Here is a 19,859-nt window from a genome sequence, read left to right on the forward strand (position 1 = left end):
ATACTGTTAAACCAACCTTTTGACCTCAAATCATGTTAGTAGGTCATTCCCACTCTACTGTAGAAGGTGGCTTACTCGTAATATCATACACTATGCGATTCACATGTGCGACTTCATTCACAATTCGGACGCTAATCTTCTGCAAGACATCCCAAGGAATGCGGGCAAAGTCAGCAGTCATACCATCGATTGACGTTACAGCACGAATTCCAACTGTGTAATCATACGTACGACCATCACCCATAACACCAACGCTACGGATACCAGGAAGAACAGTAAAATATTGCCAGATGTCACGGTCAAGACCGGCATTTGCAATTTCTTCACGTAAGATTACGTCACTTTCGCGAACGATTTCTAGTTTTTCTTCAGTTAATTCACCAATAATACGAATTCCTAAACCAGGACCTGGGAAAGGTTGACGCCATACTAATGCTTCAGGCATGCCAAGTTCAATTCCTAATTCACGTACTTCATCTTTAAATAAAGTATTTAAAGGTTCGATTAGTTTGAATTGCATATCTTCAGGAAGTCCACCAACGTTATGATGAGATTTGATTGTTTGAGCCGTATCAGTTCCACTTTCAACAACATCTGTGTAAAGTGTTCCTTGCGCTAGGAAATCAATTCCTTTAAGCTTCGTTGCTTCATCATCAAATACATATACAAATTCATTTCCGATAATTTTACGTTTTTGTTCGGGATCACTAACACCAGCTAGTTTGTCCATGAAACGTTTTTTAGCATCAACACGGATTACATTTAGACCGAATTTTCCTTCTAAACTACCCATAACTTGATCGCCTTCGTTTTTACGTAGCAAACCGTGATCAACGAAGATACACGTTAATTGATCGCCGATCGCTTTTTGTAAAAGCACACCAACAACACTTGAATCAACTCCGCCTGATAAACCAAGCAAGACTTTTTTGTCGCCAACAGTTTCACGAATTTTTGCGATTTCAAGGTCGATAAAGTTAGAAATACTCCAATCGCCTTTACACTCACAAACATCAAATGTAAAGTTTTTTAGCATATCGTTTCCATGTACAGAATGTTGTACTTCTGGATGGAATTGAACAGCGTGGAAATTTAAGTCATTGTTATACATTGAAGCAATTGGACAATGTGCACTAGTTGCACTAATTGTAAAGCCTTCTGGTACTTGAGTAACTAAATCACCATGGCTCATCCAAACTGTTTCGTCTTTTGCTAAGCCTTTGAATAGAGGTGCAGCTGCGTCTTCGATAACGATATCGGCCTTGCCATACTCACGATTATTGGCAGGTTCAACTTTTCCGCCTAATACGTCCGTCATTAATTGCATTCCGTAACAGATTCCTAAAATAGGAACACCTAAGTCAAAAATAGCTGGGTCCACTCTAAATGCGCCATCATCATAAACACTATTTGGTCCACCTGAGAAAATAATTCCTTTTACGTTCATTGCTTTGATCTCATCGGCAGTAATTTTATGAGAAAGTAATTCAGAATAAACGCCAAACTCACGGATGCGTCTAGTAATTAATTGGTTGTATTGACTTCCAAAATCAAGCACAATAATTTTTTCAATCGTTGTCATATCAGTAGCTTTTGCCACTCGGCTCACCCCATCTTATTTATTTATAATACGTATTTCGTACTATACTTATTGCTATATTGTAGCGATTCTTTGCTAGTAGGTCAATATCTCAACCCAGTTTTACACGTAATTTCTAATATTTCCTTAAAAATAAACGATCAATTCGATGATTTTCGGCTTTATGAATGATTAAATCAGCCCGATTTCGCGTTGGTAAAATAAACTCTTCTAAGTTTTGCAAGTTGACTCGTCGCCAAACATCTTTCGCCATATCAAATGCTTTTTGTCGATTACCAACGGCATAAGAATAATAGTAATTTGTTGGATCAGTAAAGGCTGTATTTAGCAACACACCAAAACGATCTAGGTACCATTGTTGAATTAAATCAGAGTCTGCATCTACATAAATGGAGAAATCAAAAAAATCACTGACATAAATTTGTTCATTCTGTGGCAATTGTAAAACATTGATTCCCTCAACAATTAAAATATCAGGTTGAGTTAAAATATCGTATTCACCTTCCACAATATCGTAGACTTCATGAGAGTAAACAGGCGCCTTGACTTCGGGAGCTCCATTTTTTACATCTCCTAGAAAGGTGATTAATCGAGCCATATCATAGCTTTCAGGAAATCCTTTTTTATCCATAATCTGACGTTCTTCTAAGATTTTATTAGGATATAAAAAACCGTCGGTAGTAATCAATTCCACTTTTTTTGTTTTGTAAACTCGAGAAAGCATCATTTGTAGCAAACGAGCCGTAGTACTTTTACCAACAGCAACACTTCCAGCGATACCGATAATGAAAGGCTTCATTTGAACATCTTTCTTTAAGAAATGCAACTTTTGTTCTTGTAAGGCTTCATATTGTTTCATATAAATATCACATAAGTGAGCAATTGGAATGTAAACTTCTTCAACGTCCGTTAAGGAAATTTGATCATTTAACCCTTTTAGTTGGTCCAATTCTTCTTTAGTTAAAGGGGCGACACTATTCTGATAGAATTCCATCCATTCTTCCCGCTCAATAATATGGTATGTAGCCGATTCTTTCATAACAAGGAAATCCTCCTAGACTTTTAAACTTCTTGACTATTGTACCAAAAAATGTGGCGTTTATATAGTTTTCTTCAAATATTATTAGGGATTTATGTGGAAAATTTAGTTTAATTTGATTGATGCATTTACAATAGGAAACTTTTTTAGCGTTATTTTTTGATGAAATTCCAATTTTTTCTTAAAAACAAAGGAATAATATGAAAATCCTATGACAAATTCTCAAGAAAGTGTTAAATTTAAGTAGATTTGATTTACTATTGTAGTTGAATTCGCTAAAATGAACACTTGGGAACTTATAGAGTTCGTTTTTTTATCTAATGGACAATTAATTGGAAAATAATAAAATAAAAATAAAATAGAAACGAAGTGAAAACATGATAGAGCCAATATCCGTTGGTCGAGGTCAAGCAACAGGAAAGATTATTTTAATGGGGGAACACGCTGTAGTTTATGGAGAACCAGCTATTGCCATTCCTTTTCCCGCAGTCACAATCGATGCATTAATTGAATCTACCACTCAACCAGAAATTGAGTTAAATTGCTACTTTTACCAAGGGTTACTATCAGAAGCGCCATCAAGTCTAGGCAATCTAAAGGTAGCCATTGAAAAAACGTTAGTAACCTTAAAACAACCTATGAGTCATTTGAAATTAACGATTCATAGTACTGTTCCTGCTGAACGAGGAATGGGATCTAGCGCAGCAGTGGCTGTTTCGACAATTCGTGGATTGTACGATTATTTTAAGGTACCGTTATCAACTGAAAAGTTATTAAACTTAACTAATTTAGCTGAATCAGTGGCTCATGGCAATCCAAGTGGACTTGACGCGGCTATGACAAGTGGAACCGTGCCCCTTTATTATGTCAAAAATCAACCGTTTCAGCCTTTTGATTTACAATTGAAAGCTTATTTAATTGTGGCTGATACTGGTATTACAGGGCAAACTAGAGCTGCTGTAGCTGATGTAGCGGCTTTATATCAAGCTAATCCATTAGCCGTTCAACCAAAAATTACAGCATTAGGGGATTTAGTTAAGAAAAGCAAAGAAGCGATTGAGCGTAATTTGCCAGTAGAATTAGGCGCGTATATGAATCAAGCACAACAATTACTTAGTGAGTTAACAGTTAGTAGCCCTGAGTTGGATCGGTTAATTGCGGCGGCGAATACAGCAGGTGCCTTAGGTGCTAAGCTAACTGGTGGTGGGCGTGGAGGCTGTTTATTGGCACTTACGACAGACATAGAAATGGCTAAATCAATTGAGTCTGCTTTAAAAAATAATGGAGCAACGATGACTTGGATTTATCAAATGGGAGGAAATTAAATTGAACCAACAAGGAAAGGCTTGTGCCTATACCAATATTGCTTTAATTAAATACTGGGGGAAAAAGGATGATGGGTTGATTTTGCCAATGAACAGCAGTCTTTCTTTAACGTTAGATGCCTTTTATACGGAAACTACCGTCACGTTTAACGATCAGCTGACATCCGATGAATTTTATCTAAATCAAAAACGACAAACTGTCGATGAAACGAAAAAAACGAGTAAATTTCTAGATTTAGTTCGAGAGTTGTCAGGAATCAACGCTCCAGCTTTAATTGAAAGTATCAACCATGTGCCAACGGCAGCTGGTTTGGCTTCGTCAGCATCAGGATTTGCAGCGTTGGCGGGAGCAGCCAGTGTAGCTAGTGGTTTGGATTTATCATCAGTGGACTTATCTCGCTTAGCCCGTCGCGGTTCAGGTTCAGCAACTAGAAGTATCTATGGCGGATTTGTAGAATGGCAAATGGGAACCAATGACTTAGATTCTCATGGTGTTCCGGTTGAAACAGCGGAAAACTTAGATTTGGCGATGCTTTTTGTCGTTGTAAATCAAAAGGAGAAAGTTGTTTCAAGTCGTGAAGGAATGAAACGTACCGTTGAAACTTCGCCATTTTATCAAGGCTGGCTAGAAAGTACGGCTGAGGATTTACTTGTAGCAAAAGAAGCCATCAAAAAAGGCGATTTTCAACGCTTAGGTGAAGTAACTGAGAGCAATGGATTAAAAATGCATGCCACAATGTTAGGCGCAGTTCCACCATTCTCCTATTGGGAGCCTGCTACAGTGAGAGCAATGCAGATTGTTCAAGAATTACGTCAATCAGGTATTTTATGCTACTTTACAATGGATGCTGGTCCGAATGTGAAAGTGCTTTGTCAGAAAAAAGACTTACCAGCAATTAAAACAAAATTTGAAACAATTTTTGAAGAAAGTCAGTTGATTGTTGCCTATCCGGGACCTGCGATTCAACTAACAAAAGGAGCGTTTACAGTATGATAGAAGCATCGGCACCTGGTAAATTATTTATTGCTGGCGAATATGCAGTTGTTGAACCAGGTTTTCCAGCGATTATTGTCGCAGTAGATCAGTTTATCACTGTTCGTTTAGAGCAACGAAATGATATTGGAAGTATTCGTTCATTTCAATATGGTGAACTACCGGTTTTATGGACACGTCAAGATGGACAGTTGGTTTTAGATAAACGTGAAAATCCATTCCATTATATTTTGGCAGCAATGGAATTGACAGAGCGTTATGCGGCAGAACAAGGTCGTGAACTGTCATTTTATGAACTTTCAGTAACGAGTGAATTAGATAATTCAACTGGGAAAAAATATGGTCTAGGTTCAAGTGGAGCTGTAACAGTTGCTACAGTTAAGGCATTATGTGAGTACTATCAATTAGAAGCAACACCAAAACAAATTTTCAAATTAGCTGCGTTAGCTCATTTGTCAGTACAAGGAAATGGGTCATGTGGGGATATCGCTGCCAGTGTTTATGGCGGTTGGATTGCTTTTACAACTTTTGAACGTCAATGGGTAATGGACAAATGTAAGAGTGAAAGCTTAACGACTTTATTGGCCTTAGTTTGGCCGTCACTTTCTATCGAGCCTTTAGTACCGCCAGCAGATTTGCGTTTAGTTATTGGCTGGACGGGATCTCCTGCATCAACTTCAAGCTTAGTAGATAAAGTAACGCAACAACGTAAAATGGATCAATACTCATATGAACAATTTTTAGAAGAAAGTAAAGAATGTGTTGAAATGATGATTGAAGCATTTGGTAAGAATGACATTCCTATGATTCAAAAGCAGATCCGCCATAATCGTAAATTATTGCAACAAATGAGCAAGAAAACGAATGTGACAATTGAAACACCCGCCTTGAATAAACTGTGTGAACTAGCGGAAACCTATCATGGTGCAGCGAAGTCATCTGGTGCAGGTGGTGGAGATTGCGGAATTGTTATTTTTCAACAAAAAGAAGGGATTTTGCCTTTAATTACAGCGTGGGAAAATGAAGAAATTACCAATTTGCCTTTACACGTCTATCATTACAACAAGAAATAAGGAGGGGTTTGCTATGACAATTGAAGATCGAAAAAATCAACATGTGGATTTAGCTGAAGCGATGTTTCATCGGCGTAATTCCTCTGACTATGATGATTTACGCTTTGTTCATCACTCTTTTCCCGAAATAAAAGTTAATGATGTTGCCTTAGATACTCAGTTCCTAGGACTTAATTTTACTAGTCCTTTTTATATAAATGGAATGACTGGCGGCAGCGAAAAAACGAAAAAAATTAATGGGGATTTAGCGATTATCGCTAGAGAAACTGGGTTGGCAATGGCGACAGGTTCTCAAAGTGCAGCAATTAAGAAGCCTGAATTAACAGATACATTTCAAATTATTCGCAAACATAACCCTGATGGACTTATTTTTGCGAATTTAGGCGCAGGTAATACAGTCGAAGCAGGGAAAAAAGCTGTAGATATGCTGCAAGCGAATGTCTTGCAAATACATATCAATGCTCCTCAAGAGTTGATTATGCCTGAAGGTGATCGTGATTTCAGTAATTGGTTAAGTGAAATTGAAAAAATGGTCAACGAAATTCAAGTGCCGATTCTTGTGAAAGAAGTTGGCTTTGGCATGAGTCGTGAAACCATTCAACAGCTAGTAAACATCGGCGTTCAAGGTGTGGATGTTAGTGGTCGTGGTGGAACGAATTTTGCAGCAATTGAGAATGCCCGTCGTCAAACACAGGAATTAGCATATCTTGAAAGTTGGGGACAATCGAGTATTATTTCTTTATTGGAAGCTCAAGAGTTTCAAGCTTCGATTCAATTGCTAGCCTCTGGTGGTATCCGAAATCCTTTAGATATGGTTAAGGCATTAGCTTTAGGTGCAAATGGAATCGGTATTTCTGGCTTGTTCCTACATCTATTATTAGAAAATGGAGTTGAAGCAACGATTGCGGAAGTTATTCGTTGGCAAGAACAGATTAAAACAATTCTGACTTTATTAGGTAAAACAACTATTTCTGATTTACAGAAAACGGATTTAATTATTGGTGGCGAAGTTCGAGATTGGTGTATGGCTCGAGGAGTTGCTTATCAAGATTTTGCAAAACGTTCATAAAAACAGGAAATCAGTCGCTGATTTCTTGTTTTTTTTTAATAAGTTGTTTTGATTTACTAGTTTTCTAAAATCAATGTTTCAATTACTTGAGTTGTTATATTTAGTATAAAGTTCAAGCTTGTTTAAAAATACTTTTTTCGCTAAGAACACTTTATCGGCCACGTGGTTTAATTTTATTAAGAAAGAATGTTTAGGACACATGAATGAAATGATGCTAGATTTTTTTAGTTATAAATCGTATAGTTAGATTAGAAAATAGAATTAAAGGAGCATATAAAAAATGACGACTACATTTAAAGCATTAGTTGCGAGATTAGAAGATGAAGAAGTTCATGCTACATTTGAGGAGTTAGCAATAAATGATTTGCCTCAAGGTGATGTATTAATTGAGGTTTATTATTCAAGTGTGAATTACAAAGATGCCTTGGCTGTCAAGGCAGGTAGTGGTGTTGTACGGAATTATCCAATGATTCCAGGGATTGATTTAAGTGGGATTGTTCAAGAATCTAGCAATTCTGATTTTAAAGTGGGGGATGAAGTTCTAGTAACTGGCTACAAATTAGGTACAGGGCATTTTGGTGGTTTTAGTGAGTTTGCTCGTGTGCCAGCTGAATGGGTAGTGCATTTACCAGCGGGATTAAGTTTAAAGGAAGCCATGATTATAGGAACAGCAGGTTTCACAGCGGCATTATCTGTTCATCAATTAGAAGTCAATGGATTGAATCCTGAAAATCCTGGAGAGGTGTTAGTTTTAGGCGCAACAGGTGGTGTTGGCAGCATGGCGATTGCTCAGTTACAAGCATTAGGTTATCAACAAATTGCAGCTGTTTCACGAAAAGCCCAAAAAGAAGCGAGTTTTTTAACAAAATTAGGCGCAACGTCTATTTTAACGCTGGAAGAAGTTCAATTAGAGAAAAAGAGACCTTTAGCTAAACAGCGTTGGCAAGCAGTAATAGATCCTATCGGTGGAGCGTTAGTTCCGGAGTTATTGGCACAAGTTGATTACAACGGTGGATTGGCTTTAAGTGGAAATGCGAATGGTGTGAAATTCGATGCAACAGTTTTCCCATTTATTTTACGTGGGATTAAATTATTAGGAATTGATTCGGTAGATTGTCCGATGGAACTTCGTCAAAACTTATGGAATCATTTAGCCACAACAATGAAACCACATTATTTATCTGAAATGGTTGATAATGAGATTAGTTTAACGGATTTGCCAACGGCGTTTAGTAAGATTTTAAATGGAGAAATGCGTGGACGAACTGTAGTTAAGGTTAAGTAAGGAAAACAGTTAAATAAAATTCATAAGAATTATCTAGATAAAGAAAGACGCCATTCGTGGAGTCTTTCTTTTTTTGTTCTACTTGAAATATAACTAAATTGTGATATAGTATGTATAGAACAAGATGTTCTATCTAAGCTATAACAAAAAGGAGATCTATTAATGAATCTACACATGAATATTCAAGAAAATTTTGATTTTAAAGCAATTTTACCAATTATTATTTTATATTTTATTTTAATTTTAATCGCTTTAGTTGATTTAATTCGCTATCGCAAAGAACGTAAAAATGTTGGGATTTGGTTTGCAGTCGTTATTTTAGTCAGCATGTTTGGCCCGATAGTGTATTTTATTTTTGGAAGAAAGGAAAAAAATAAATGAAAATAGAAGTGAAACATGTTAGCAAAGGATTTAAAAATAAGAAAGTTGTAAAGGATATCTCTTTTGAATTAGATTCTAATGAATGTATGGCGCTGATAGGTCCCAATGGTGCTGGAAAAACAACCTTGATTAAGATGATTGTGGGTGTACTAGAAACCGATACTGGTGCTGTTTACATGGATGGCAAAAAAATGGATAAACAGAAAAAATGGATTGGTTATTTACCACAGACACCGCAATTTTTTCAATGGATGACAGCAAATGAAACGCTATATTTTATGGGCGAATTATCTGGGATTTTTAAAGAAATATTAGCAAAGGAAATTCCATTGGTACTTGAAAAAGTTGGATTATCTGATAGTAAACATCAAAAAATTGGTGGGTTTTCTGGAGGAATGAAGCAACGGTTAGGAATTGCGCAAGCGATTTTACATAAGCCAGCCTTTCTGGTGATGGATGAACCGGTTTCTGCATTAGATCCAATTGGAAGAAGAGAAGTCTTGACGATTTTGGAAGAGCTTAAAAAGGAGACAGCCATTATTTTCTCGACTCATATTTTAAGTGATGCAAGTGAGATTTGTGAGCGTTTCTTCATGATGAAAGCTGGTGAAATGATCTTAGATTCATCAGCAGAAGATTTGTTAAATCAACAAGTTAGTAATCAATTGTTGATTCGTTTTGTTGGATATTACCCAGAATTACTAGAGAAATTAAAAGCTCAATCATGGATAACTAAGGTGAATGAAACACCACAACAATGGATAATAGAAGTAGAAGAATTACTTGAACATAAAGAGGAAGTCTTAAGAATGTTAATAGAGGAACACGTGAATTTAGTGACATTTGATGTGAAAAAAGAAAGTTTGGAAGAGCTATTTTTGAAAGAGGTGGTTGGTTCATGAGTAATTTAATTGTACTAGTTAGAAAGGAATGGAAGCAATCTTTAAGAGATTATAAGCTACTATGGTTACCAATCGTTTTTATCATATTAGGAATTACTCAACCATTAATGATACAATTTTTACCAGAGATTTTAAAATCAATGGGGAATGCAGAGGGCTTACAGATTGACGTAGTGAAACAAAGTGGTGCTAGTATCTTAAGTTCAACTTATGGGCAATTTGATCAAATAGGAATGATTATCTTAGTTGTTAGTATGATGGGGGTAGTGTACGTTGAAAAAGCCAATGGAATGTTGGATTTTATTTTGACACGACCTGTTTCAGCAACGACTTATATTTGGAGCAAGTATCTAGGTCAGTTTAGTATTGTTATTTTGGCACTAGGTCTAGGCTATCTAGGTTCAATTTATTACACGTTGTTATATTATTCTACAATTCCTGTGAAAACGATGGTAGTTAGTTTTTCTCTATATTTACTATGGATAGTTTTGGTGTTTAGCATTATTGTTTGTTTTAGTACGTTATTAAATGGACAAGGTGGCATTGCCGTTTGTTCGCTAGTTGTGAGTCAAGGTCTTAAAATTATTTCTAGTTTTGATAGTATGATCAATAAATTTAATCCAGCAATGTTAAGCAATCAAGCTGTAAACGTTCTTTTATCAGGAAAAGTAGCTGACGATTTATTTTGGCAAGTTGGGGTTTTATGTATTTTCCTTTTGGGGGTTTTAGTTGGAACTACGTGGTTTATTGGAAATAAAAAATATAGTATTGAGTCATAAAAAGAAGAGCGCCAACTAAAACTAGTTGTTAGTTTTAGTTGGCGCTCTAAATCTGTAGTAAGCATTTGATGGTTTTAAACTACGATTTTTATTTAAATAAATTTATATTATGAAATTAGTGTTGCGTTTTGTATTTTTTGAAAGGTTAAAATTATTTCTATCGTATTAAAAAGCAATTAACCCAAGCTATTAAATTTTAGTGTATCTATTTATTCCTTTAAATAATGACTTTTCTAGATTGTATGAGTAGAATTAGATAGACATTTATTCCTCTCTTATGAAAAATATTGATTAAATTTAATGATTATTTAAATAAATCAGGAAAAATATTGGAATTTCTTAACTAGTTTAGTGTAAGCTTAATCCAAGTATCAATGTATTTGCAGAAATAAGTTAACAAGATAGAAAATAGTTGCTAGTCCTTAAGACGGAGTCCGTTGTACTTCTTAGGCACAATTTTTTTCTATTGAAGAATACGGTAAACTTTATATAGTGAGCATTTATAATGTTATTTAAAATCACAAATCAAGGAGGAGTTTGGATGAGTGAGGAAGTTTTAGTCGCTAAAGGGTTGACTAAAAAAATTGGAGGAAAAGCAATTGTAGATTCTATTGGTTTCACAATTAATAAAGGAGAGATTATTGGTTTATTGGGACCTAATGGTGCTGGGAAAACAACGCTTATTCGGATGTTAACCGGTTTAATTTCTCGTAGTGAAGGGACAGTTACGATTAATAATAATGATTTAGATAAGGAATTTAGGGAATGTATGGAAGAAGTTGGAGCAATTATTGAAAATCCTGAATTTTATAATTATTTAAGTGGTTGGGAGAATTTAAAACAATTTGCACGAATGAGTCGCAAAACGATTACGGATGAAACGATTCGACGAATTGTAGAGCAAGTAAAATTAACCGAGAGTATTCAAGATAAAGTAAAAACCTATTCATTAGGTATGCGTCAACGTTTAGGGATTGCGCAAGCTATCTTACATCATCCAGCTTTACTGATTCTAGATGAACCTTTAAATGGTGTGGATCCTAAGGGGATGCATGATTTTCGAGAATTAATGCGGGATATTGTCGAAAGTGGAACAAGTATTTTAATTTCCAGTCATTTGCTAGCTGAAATGGAGCAGTTAGCTGATAAAATTTTAATTATTGAAAATGGCAAATTAACCCATATCGAGGAATTAAAAAAATCAGCAATTGCTACACAGGAGGGAATGGTTCAACTTATAATTGAAACAGCTGAGATTCCTTTGTTACACAAAGAAATTGTTGAGATGGGGTTAACTGTTCTATTTTGCGAAGAAAATCGAGTAATGATTGAGATTGAAAAAGATCAAATTCCATCCTTTATTAATCATGGAGTGCAAGCGGGAATTCCTTTTTATGGGGTAATACCGTATACTCCGACACTTGAAGAACGTTTCTTGGAGTTGACTAAAGGAGGAAGCCTAAAATGATGAATTTAGTAGTGAATGAAATTCGGAAGTTAGTTTTTAGACGTTCTTTTATTGTCTATTTGGTAATGCTTTTTGCATTGGTAGGATTAGTAGGAGTGCTTATGAAGTACTCTTATAACTTTAATTCTGATGAATATTATGTAGAAGAAAATGGAGTTAGTGTTCAAAAATTTGTTGAAAAAGGTACACCAATTTTCGGTTTTAGGGATGATAACACACCAATTACTAGTCTTGAAGAGAGAACTACAATCAGTCGTGATAACTATTTAGCTGTTCAGGCGAACCGTGATGAAAGCTATCCCAATGAACTGATTTCTGCCAAAAAAGAGCTAGATTATTATGAAGTCTATCTAAGACAAGGAATTGTACCTATTACTACAAATAATGGTGGCGAATCAGCAGGTGCGTTCTTTGCTGGAATGGGTGGGATGTTAAGTGTTGTAAATATGGTAGTTGTAATTGTAGCCAGCATGATCGTGGCTTCTGAATTCAATGGTGGAACGATTAAACTATTGCTCATTCGACCATATAAACGTAGTCAAATCTTATTTTCTAAGTTAATTGTTTGTTTATTATTTGCAGCATTTGTGACAGTATTTACGATGATATCCGCGGCTATTATTGGAATGCTTTTATTTCCCATTCAATCTTTTATGCTGCCTGCATCTATCTCTACAGGTGGGACATCGGCTTTGAAAGCAGGATTTATTTTAGGCTTAACAAATTATTTGTTATTAATTGTTTACACTAGCATAGCTTTAATGATTTCAGCTGTCTTCCGTTCTCAAGCATTAGCAGTAGGTATCGGCATGTTAGTTGTCTTCAGTAGCTCGTTAATTAATGTTTTTCTATCAATGCTGATTCCAAAATTGGAACCTTTAAAATGGTTGATATTCAATCTGCTAAATGTAAATGATTTAGGTAAAGGCTTTGCAATTCCTGGTGAGCTTAGTCTGTTGCAAACATCCATTGGTCTCTTAGTTTATAGCGGATTGTTTTATTTAATTGCTGATTATATATTTAAAAAACGTGATGTGGCATTAAGTTAATCTAGTTTATAAAGTGACTAAAGAAAAATGCTCATTTATATAAAAACAAGTCACATGAAAATTCAGTATTTGTAATCCCCCCAAAAGGCTAACTTTTGGGAGGATTCTATTTTGCATCTATGATATAGTTTTCTTATTTGAAATAATATAGTGTTTTAAAAGTATTTTTTTTTAGTTATGAAAAAGTAAAGATTTTTTAGGATGAATCTAGCCCTTGTTTCGTGGATGTATCATAATCCCTAACGTTTTTTCCCTTAAACGAAGGTAGTTTAAATGAAAATAAAAACAGTCCATTACGAGATGAATTTATTCAATTATTAGAACACCTCAAAATTAGGAATCAGTATGAATTTAAGTGACTAGGTAAAGCTATAATAGCCAAAAAAGTGTGAGTGGGACAAAATTCACTTTTTGGGCTATTAGGTTTATACTGTTCTGTAGGGATGAAAATACATAAGAAATTAGGAGCAAACAGATGGAAATAGGAATTATTTATTTTGTTGTAATTATTTTAGCGAATACAGTAGGCGCTTTATCAGGAATGGGAGGTGGCGTGATAATAAAACCTGTTCTGGATGCCATTGGTGCGCACTCATTAATAGCGATTTCATTTTATTCAAGTGTTGCAGTGTTTACAATGGCAATTGTTTCAACCTTACGTCAGTTTAAGAATGGAATTGTAATCAAATGGCAAGTGGCGTTTGCGATTTCTATTGGTTCTGTCATTGGTGGGGTGATAGGAAATCGAACATTTGAACAATTATTAAGTTATTTTCCAGAAGAATCTGCAGTTCAATGGATTCAGATTATCTTGACGATCCTATCTCTGTTATTTGCTTTGCTTTATACAAAGAAAAATTGGTCGGCATGGAATTTATCGAACTTAATTTGGTATGTAGCAGTAGGGTTATTTTTAGGTTTTTTATCAACTTTATTAGGAATCGGTGGTGGTCCAATCAATGTAGCTTTGTTGATGCTTTGCTTTGGTATGCCAATTAAAGAAGCAACGGTCTATTCAATTATCACAATTTTCTTTTCTCAATTATCAAAATTAATCTCAATTGGTTTTTCTAGTGGATATCAAATCTTTGATTTAACTATGCTAATTGCAGTTATTCCAGCAGCCATTCTAGGTGGTTTTGTAGGTGCAAAATTAAGTGGACGTTTATCAGATGAGATTGTTTTAAAAGTCTATCAGCTTGTGGTAGTCGTCGTTATTGGATTGAATATTGTGAATGGAATCCGACTTAGTTAGCGAAAAGATTTAAATTGAAAAAACACGATAACTTTTTAATTATCGTGTTTTTTTACTATATATTTTTCAATTGGATAGTCTGTAACAGGCAAGTCAGTTGCTTGACCCATAACCAATTGCACTAACATTTTTCCAAGCAGTGGACCTGAAGTTAAGCCGGAAGATCCTAAACCACTAGCAGCATAAAGACCAGGATTATTAGGAACTTCACCAAAAAATGGAGCAAAATCCGACGTATATGCACGAGTTCCAACTTTAGTTTCCACAAGCGTTGCAGTGTTTAAGGCTGGGGCAATGTCACTAGCTTCTTGGATCATGGCTTGAATTTGTACTTGACTAGGAGTCAAATCATAACCTTGATCATTCTCATGCGTAGCCCCAACTAAAATATGCCCATCTGCAAATGGAATAATATCTTTTTCTCCATGAGGAATAACGACTGGCCAATTTTCTGAATCTTTCATATTAGACAGGTGAACATGAGCTAGTTGTCCTTTTTGGGGACGAATATCTACTTGATAACCAAGGGGCACCAATAGATTTGGCAGCCAAGCGCCAACAGCTAGGATAACTTGCTGAACTTCTTTTTCAATAGTATCAGTTTTAATTAAATAGTTACGTTCAGGAGTAGATTCAATTGAAACTTTAGTTGAATGAACCGTAGCGCCGAGGGCAATGGCTTCTTGAATTAACTTTTTAGTCAGTAATTGTCCATCAATTCGTGCGCCACCACTAGCAAATAAAGCTGAGTCTTTCGTTACTAACAAGGGGATTTTTTTAGTGATTTCTTCTGCAGATAAAATCTGTAAATCACCTATTTCAGGTGCCGTTTCACGCCTTTTTAAGGCTAATTTTTCTAATTTCAATAAAGTTGCTGGATTTTTTTTGAAGACTAATGCTCCAACTTGCTGATAAATAGCAGAATGATGAATATCTTCAGCTAGATCAGTCATTAAGGTTGGATAAAAAGCAGCGCCGTTTGAAGCCAAACGGTACCATTCTTGATTCCGACGTTGAGAAAGCCATGGGCAAATAATGCCAGCAGCAGCTGAAGTCGCTTGTCCAGTACCTTCATCATAGACAGTAACGGAATATCCCGCTTTACTTAAATAAAAAGCGGCTGTAGCGCCAACAATACCCGCACCAATAACTGCAATTTCTTGATTTTTCATAGTTTTATCCCTTTCTGTTTAAAAACTTCTTTGTTATTGTACCATATATCTAGGCTTGAATGAGCTCTTTCCAAATCAAACAGATAGTTAGACTAATCAAAATAGATGCAATAAAAATTAGCTGGTATGGAGTATTTTCTTGAGTCTATTTTTGCAAATGGATTATATGTATTCTTTCGTTATTTTATTTTTTATTTTCTTGCTAGATGGATTCTTTTAGAATCCATCTTTTTAGTCTAATAAAATAAAAATTAAAACAGATTTCAGCTGTTTTTTGAAGATTTTAAATAAGCTACTGACAAAAAAATCAGCTTATTTTAATAGAATTTTCTAAAATCAAAAGTGTTTATAACTTAAAAAAAGCAGGTGGAAAATTACAATTAGAAACAAATAAAAATGAGTAAAGTTCAAATTTTATTGTATTTTGAATAACGTTTAATAATAATTTTTTTTGTTTTAAATGTATATTATTCAATATTTTTTAAAATTTTATATAACGATATATTGTTTATAATTAACTGGAAATAAAACAATTAAAATTAAGTTAGCTTAAGATTGGAAAAGACACATCTTTAGTGGTATAGTTTACTTATAAAAACATAGTTAAGTATTTTCAGTAATTAAAATTTGTCAATTGTGGAAAGAAGGGGAACAGTGAAGAATTAAGAGTGGATAGGTAGATTATATCTATTGAGAGAATTTTAAACTGGTTAAAACGAAAGCGGTAATAAGTTTTGTGTTTTGTGTTTTTTTGGTTATTTTATTGGAAGTTTTTTAGTTGTACTTTCTTTGGTTTATATTGTTTTTAATGGATCACTATTGGATGATCACTAACAAGTACAGTTTGGATAAGATGGTTTACAAAGAATCGTTTAAATAATGCAAGACTGAAATTTAAATATAAATAAAAGGGGAATTGACATGAGAGGGAATCTGTTAAAAAAAATATTGATTTTAGTTGCTATGTTTCTTTTTTTTATTAGTTTTTCAATAATAAAAGTAAGTGCAGCTGAAGAAAATTCAACTGTAACTACACATTATGTTTTATTTGATGATTTATCAAAATCAGAGCAACAAACTATTGTAAAAGAACAACCAAAAGTTTCGATTTTATATGATAAAGAAAATTTTAAGTTAGTATACCAAAAAATCTCAACGATAAGTGGTGTAAGTAGTCCAACTAGTCCAATAAAATCAAGTTATACTTCTAATTCAGTAACGAATTCTGGGGGGGAATTACCAAAAGCTGGAGAAACTGTAACAAAACCATTATTTCTTACAGTAGGTATTGTCCTTGTTCTGATAACTTTTGGATTGTTGATCTGGAAGAGAAAACAAATGAAAACGATGTTAGTACTATTTATTCTTGCAGGTGGCGTTGGGGTTGCTTCTACTGTTAGTGCAGCGGAATCTTCTTTACCTAACCCTACAACACAAACATTGACAAAAGGAAATAGCATTTTTTCAGTAGATACAACTGTTTCAGGTTATAAATACATTGGCTATATCCACAATTCTTCAAATGATGGACAAAATAGTAATACTGGAACGGTTACAGTGAAGTATCAAGATGACGCAACAGGGAAAGCAATTGCTGAAGACGCAACACTAGCTGGAGCTATTGGAGCAGGTTATAAATCAGAACAAAAAACGATTGCGGGTTATACGTTTAAAGAAGTCGTTGGAACTCCTTCAGGAATGTATACAGCAGCACCACAAACTGTCACCTACGCTTATACAAAAAATGTCGAAATAGGAACGGTTACAGTGAAATATCAAGATGAAGATGGGAAAACAATTGCTGAAGATATGACCTTGACAGGTAATGTTGGAGAAACTTATAAAGCAGAACAAAAAACGATTGCGGGTTACACGTTTAAAGAAGTCGTTGGAACTCCTTCAGGAATGTATACAGCAGCACCACAAACTGTCACCTACACCTATACAAAAAATGTCGAAGTAGGAACGGTTACAGTGAAATATCAAGATGAAGATGGGAAAACAATTGCCGAAGATATGACCTTGACAGGTAATGTTGGAGAAACTTATAAAGCAGAACAAAAAACGATTGCGGGTTACACGGATAAAGAAGTCGTTGGAAATGCTTCTGGTACATTTACAACAACGGCGCAAACTGTAACATTTGTCTATGCGGAAGACTCAGAAGACATACAATCAGGAACGGTTACAGTGAAGTATCAAGATGATGCAGGGAAAACAATTGCCGCAGATACAATTTTGACAGGTAATGTTGGCGATGCTTATACAACAGAACAAAAAACAATTGCGGGCTACACGTATAAAGAAGTCGTAGGAAATGCTTCTGGAACATTTGCTTCAACAGCGCAAACGGTATCGTATGTCTATGTAAAAGACGTACAAAAGGGAATCGTCACAGCAAACTATCAAGATACTGCTGGAAATACAATTGCTGAGAATGTTCAACTAACTGGTAACATTGGTGAGGCTTATACAACAGAACAAAAAACAATTGCGGGCTATACGTTTAAAGAAGTCGTAGGAAATGCTTCTGGAACATTTGCCTCAACAGCACAAACAGTATCGTATGTCTATGTCAAAGATATCCAAAAAGGAACGGTTATCGTGAAGTATCAAGATGCAGCTGGAAATACAATTGCCGGAGATACAACCTTGACAGATAAGGTTGGAACACTTTACACGACAGAACAAAAAACAATTACAGGCTATACGTTTAAAGAAGTCATAGGGAATGTTTCTGGTACATTTACCCCAGAAGTACAAACGGTAACGTATGTTTATATTAAAGATATTCAAACAGGAATTGTGACTGTCAGCTATCAAGATACAGCTGGGAATACACTTGAGGCAGATGCTCAATTAACAGGGAATGTTGGATCAACTTATATTGCTGAACAAAAAACAATTCCAGGTTATACGTTTAAAGAAGCGATAGGAAATATAGCTGGAACCTTTACTCCAGAAATGCAAAATGTGAAGTTTGTGTATGTAAAAGATACACAAAAAGGAACAGTTATAGCTAGCTATCAAGATGAAGCAGGAAATTCAATTGCCGAAGATGTTCAACTAATTGGTAATAGTGGTGATGCATATACTACGCAACAAAAAATAATTGCGGGTTATACGTTTAAAGAAGTGATTGGGAATGCTTCTGGAACCTTTACCCCTGCTGTGCAAACTGTAACGTATGTGTATGTAAAAGATGCGCAAAAAGGAACGGTTACAGTAAATTACCAAGATGAAGCAGGAAATACACTTGAAGCCAACGTTCTGTTAACCGGAAATGTTGGAGATGCTTATACGACAGAACAAAAAACGATTGCGGGCTATACGTTTAAAGAAGTCGTAGGAAATACTTCTGGAACCTTTGCTCCAACAGCACAAACAGTCACTTATATCTATGTCAAAGATGTGCAAAAAGGAACGGTTACAGTGAGCTATCAAGATACAGCAGGGAATGCACTTGAAGCAGATGTTCTGTTAACTGGAAATGTTGGAGATGCCTATACGACGGAACAAAAAACAATTGCAGGTTATACGTTTAAAGAAGTCGTAGGAAATGCTACAGGAACCTTTGCCACAACAGCACAAACAGTGACCTATGTCTATACAAAAGATGTGCAAAAAGGAACGGTTACCGTAAAATATCAAGATGCAGCAGGGAATGAACTGACAGCAGATGTCCTGTTAACTGGAAATGTTGGAGATGCCTACACTGCAGAGCAAAAAACAATTGATGGCTATACGTTTAAAGAAGTTCAAGGGGATGCTGTTGGTGAATTTGCCAATGGAAATAAAGTTGTTATTTTCACTTATGACAAACAAATTCAAGCAGCAACGATCACCTTACAGCAATCGGGCTTTATTGATGCCACAAATAGAGGATATATCAAACCTAATTTTTATAAAGTGACCTATTATGACTTAAATGGCAATATAATGAAGACTGAGGAAATAAACAAAGATACAACGCTTGTAAATGAAACCATAACGAGTACGGTTGGTGATTCTTATAAAGTTTATTCAAAAGTCACTTATGAATGTTACTCAGTAGTGACAGGAGAACGTTTAATCTGGGGTGACTATCAATTAGTAGCGAATAATCCAGCACTAACTGAAGGTGTTTTAACAGGAACAACTTTAACGATTGAATACACGTTTAAAGATCTTTCTTGGCAATAATGAGTGTTAAAACGTGTAATCAATAAAATCCAGTGAATGGCATTTTTTAATGTTGATTTCAAATGAATTGCAGTAGATGAATGCATCTGGAGCAGAAGTAAAAATGATCAGTTGAATTGTGATGTATAAAGATGTTCACTACTAGTAAATAAAGTTTTAAATAGAATAAGTAAGAGAGTGAATTTAAACATAGAGGGCCTAACGAAATACGTTAGGCCCTCTATGCTTGTTTTTTGGCTGAATAAAGATCCACAGCCTACTCCTTTTAATTTAATTAAAAGGCTTA

Annotated in this window: 15 protein-coding genes; 12 read left to right on the plus strand and 3 right to left on the minus strand. The window is 35.1% G+C overall.

The window, feature by feature from the left end:
* Positions 1-43: 43 nt before the first annotated feature.
* Both guaA and coaA read right to left on the minus strand, forming a co-directional pair.
* On the minus strand, positions 44-1,582 hold the full coding sequence (gene guaA, locus BR43_RS13605) for a glutamine-hydrolyzing GMP synthase (RefSeq protein WP_034565202.1): 1,539 nt from the start codon (positions 1,580-1,582) through the stop codon (positions 44-46).
* Positions 1,583-1,715: 133 nt separating this feature from the next.
* Positions 1,716-2,639: a type I pantothenate kinase gene (gene coaA / locus BR43_RS13610; RefSeq protein ID WP_034562853.1), complete on the minus strand. Its 924-nt coding sequence runs from the start codon at positions 2,637-2,639 to the stop codon at positions 1,716-1,718.
* 377 nt (positions 2,640-3,016) lie between these two features.
* On the opposite strand from coaA, the gene mvk reads away from it, so the two are divergent.
* From mvk to BR43_RS13665, 11 genes are all read left to right on the plus strand, one after another.
* Entirely contained in the window at positions 3,017-3,964 is a 948-nt protein-coding gene (gene mvk, locus BR43_RS13615; RefSeq protein ID WP_034562855.1) for a mevalonate kinase, read from the plus strand.
* Position 3,965: 1 nt separating this feature from the next.
* On the plus strand, positions 3,966-4,958 hold the full coding sequence (gene mvaD / locus BR43_RS13620; RefSeq protein ID WP_034562857.1) for a diphosphomevalonate decarboxylase: 993 nt from the start codon (positions 3,966-3,968) through the stop codon (positions 4,956-4,958).
* On the plus strand, positions 4,955-6,031 hold the full coding sequence (locus BR43_RS13625; protein WP_034562859.1) for a phosphomevalonate kinase: 1,077 nt from the start codon (positions 4,955-4,957) through the stop codon (positions 6,029-6,031). The genes mvaD and BR43_RS13625 overlap by 4 nt, the downstream gene beginning before the upstream one ends.
* A 13-nt stretch (positions 6,032-6,044) precedes the next feature.
* On the plus strand, positions 6,045-7,100 hold the full coding sequence (gene fni, locus BR43_RS13630; RefSeq protein WP_034562861.1) for a type 2 isopentenyl-diphosphate Delta-isomerase: 1,056 nt from the start codon (positions 6,045-6,047) through the stop codon (positions 7,098-7,100).
* Positions 7,101-7,380: 280 nt separating this feature from the next.
* On the plus strand, positions 7,381-8,385 hold the full coding sequence (locus tag BR43_RS13635) for an acrylyl-CoA reductase family protein (RefSeq protein ID WP_034562862.1): 1,005 nt from the start codon (positions 7,381-7,383) through the stop codon (positions 8,383-8,385).
* 162 nt (positions 8,386-8,547) lie between these two features.
* The gene (locus BR43_RS13640; protein WP_051933970.1) at positions 8,548-8,766 is read left to right on the plus strand and encodes a PLD nuclease N-terminal domain-containing protein; all 219 of its coding nucleotides are present in this window, start codon (positions 8,548-8,550) and stop codon (positions 8,764-8,766) included.
* On the plus strand, positions 8,763-9,668 hold the full coding sequence (locus tag BR43_RS13645; RefSeq protein WP_034562864.1) for an ABC transporter ATP-binding protein: 906 nt from the start codon (positions 8,763-8,765) through the stop codon (positions 9,666-9,668). The genes BR43_RS13640 and BR43_RS13645 overlap by 4 nt, the downstream gene beginning before the upstream one ends.
* A complete protein-coding gene (locus BR43_RS13650; RefSeq protein ID WP_034562866.1) occupies positions 9,665-10,447 on the plus strand; it encodes an ABC transporter permease in 783 nt (260 codons plus the stop codon). The genes BR43_RS13645 and BR43_RS13650 overlap by 4 nt, the downstream gene beginning before the upstream one ends.
* 541 nt (positions 10,448-10,988) lie before the next feature.
* Positions 10,989-11,915 (plus strand): ABC transporter ATP-binding protein, encoded by a 927-nt coding sequence (locus BR43_RS13655; protein ID WP_034562868.1) that lies wholly within the window; start codon positions 10,989-10,991, stop codon positions 11,913-11,915.
* Entirely contained in the window at positions 11,912-12,964 is a 1,053-nt protein-coding gene (locus BR43_RS13660) for an ABC transporter permease (RefSeq protein ID WP_034562869.1), read from the plus strand. Before BR43_RS13655 ends, BR43_RS13660 begins: the two co-directional genes overlap by 4 nt.
* A gap of 475 nt (positions 12,965-13,439) precedes the next feature.
* Positions 13,440-14,219: a sulfite exporter TauE/SafE family protein gene (locus BR43_RS13665; RefSeq protein WP_034562872.1), complete on the plus strand. Its 780-nt coding sequence runs from the start codon at positions 13,440-13,442 to the stop codon at positions 14,217-14,219.
* Between the two features lie 35 nt (positions 14,220-14,254).
* On the opposite strand, the gene BR43_RS13670 is transcribed toward BR43_RS13665, so the two are convergent.
* The gene (locus tag BR43_RS13670; protein WP_034562874.1) at positions 14,255-15,391 is read right to left on the minus strand and encodes an NAD(P)/FAD-dependent oxidoreductase; all 1,137 of its coding nucleotides are present in this window, start codon (positions 15,389-15,391) and stop codon (positions 14,255-14,257) included.
* Positions 15,392-16,312: 921 nt separating this feature from the next.
* Between BR43_RS13670 and BR43_RS19260 the strand changes: the two genes are divergently transcribed.
* On the plus strand, positions 16,313-19,573 hold the full coding sequence (locus BR43_RS19260) for a MucBP domain-containing protein (RefSeq protein WP_051933971.1): 3,261 nt from the start codon (positions 16,313-16,315) through the stop codon (positions 19,571-19,573).
* Positions 19,574-19,859 lie beyond the last annotated feature (286 nt).

It is taken from the genome of Carnobacterium gallinarum DSM 4847 (assembly GCF_000744375.1).
GTDB classification, from domain to species: Bacteria; Bacillota; Bacilli; order Lactobacillales; family Carnobacteriaceae; genus Carnobacterium; species Carnobacterium gallinarum.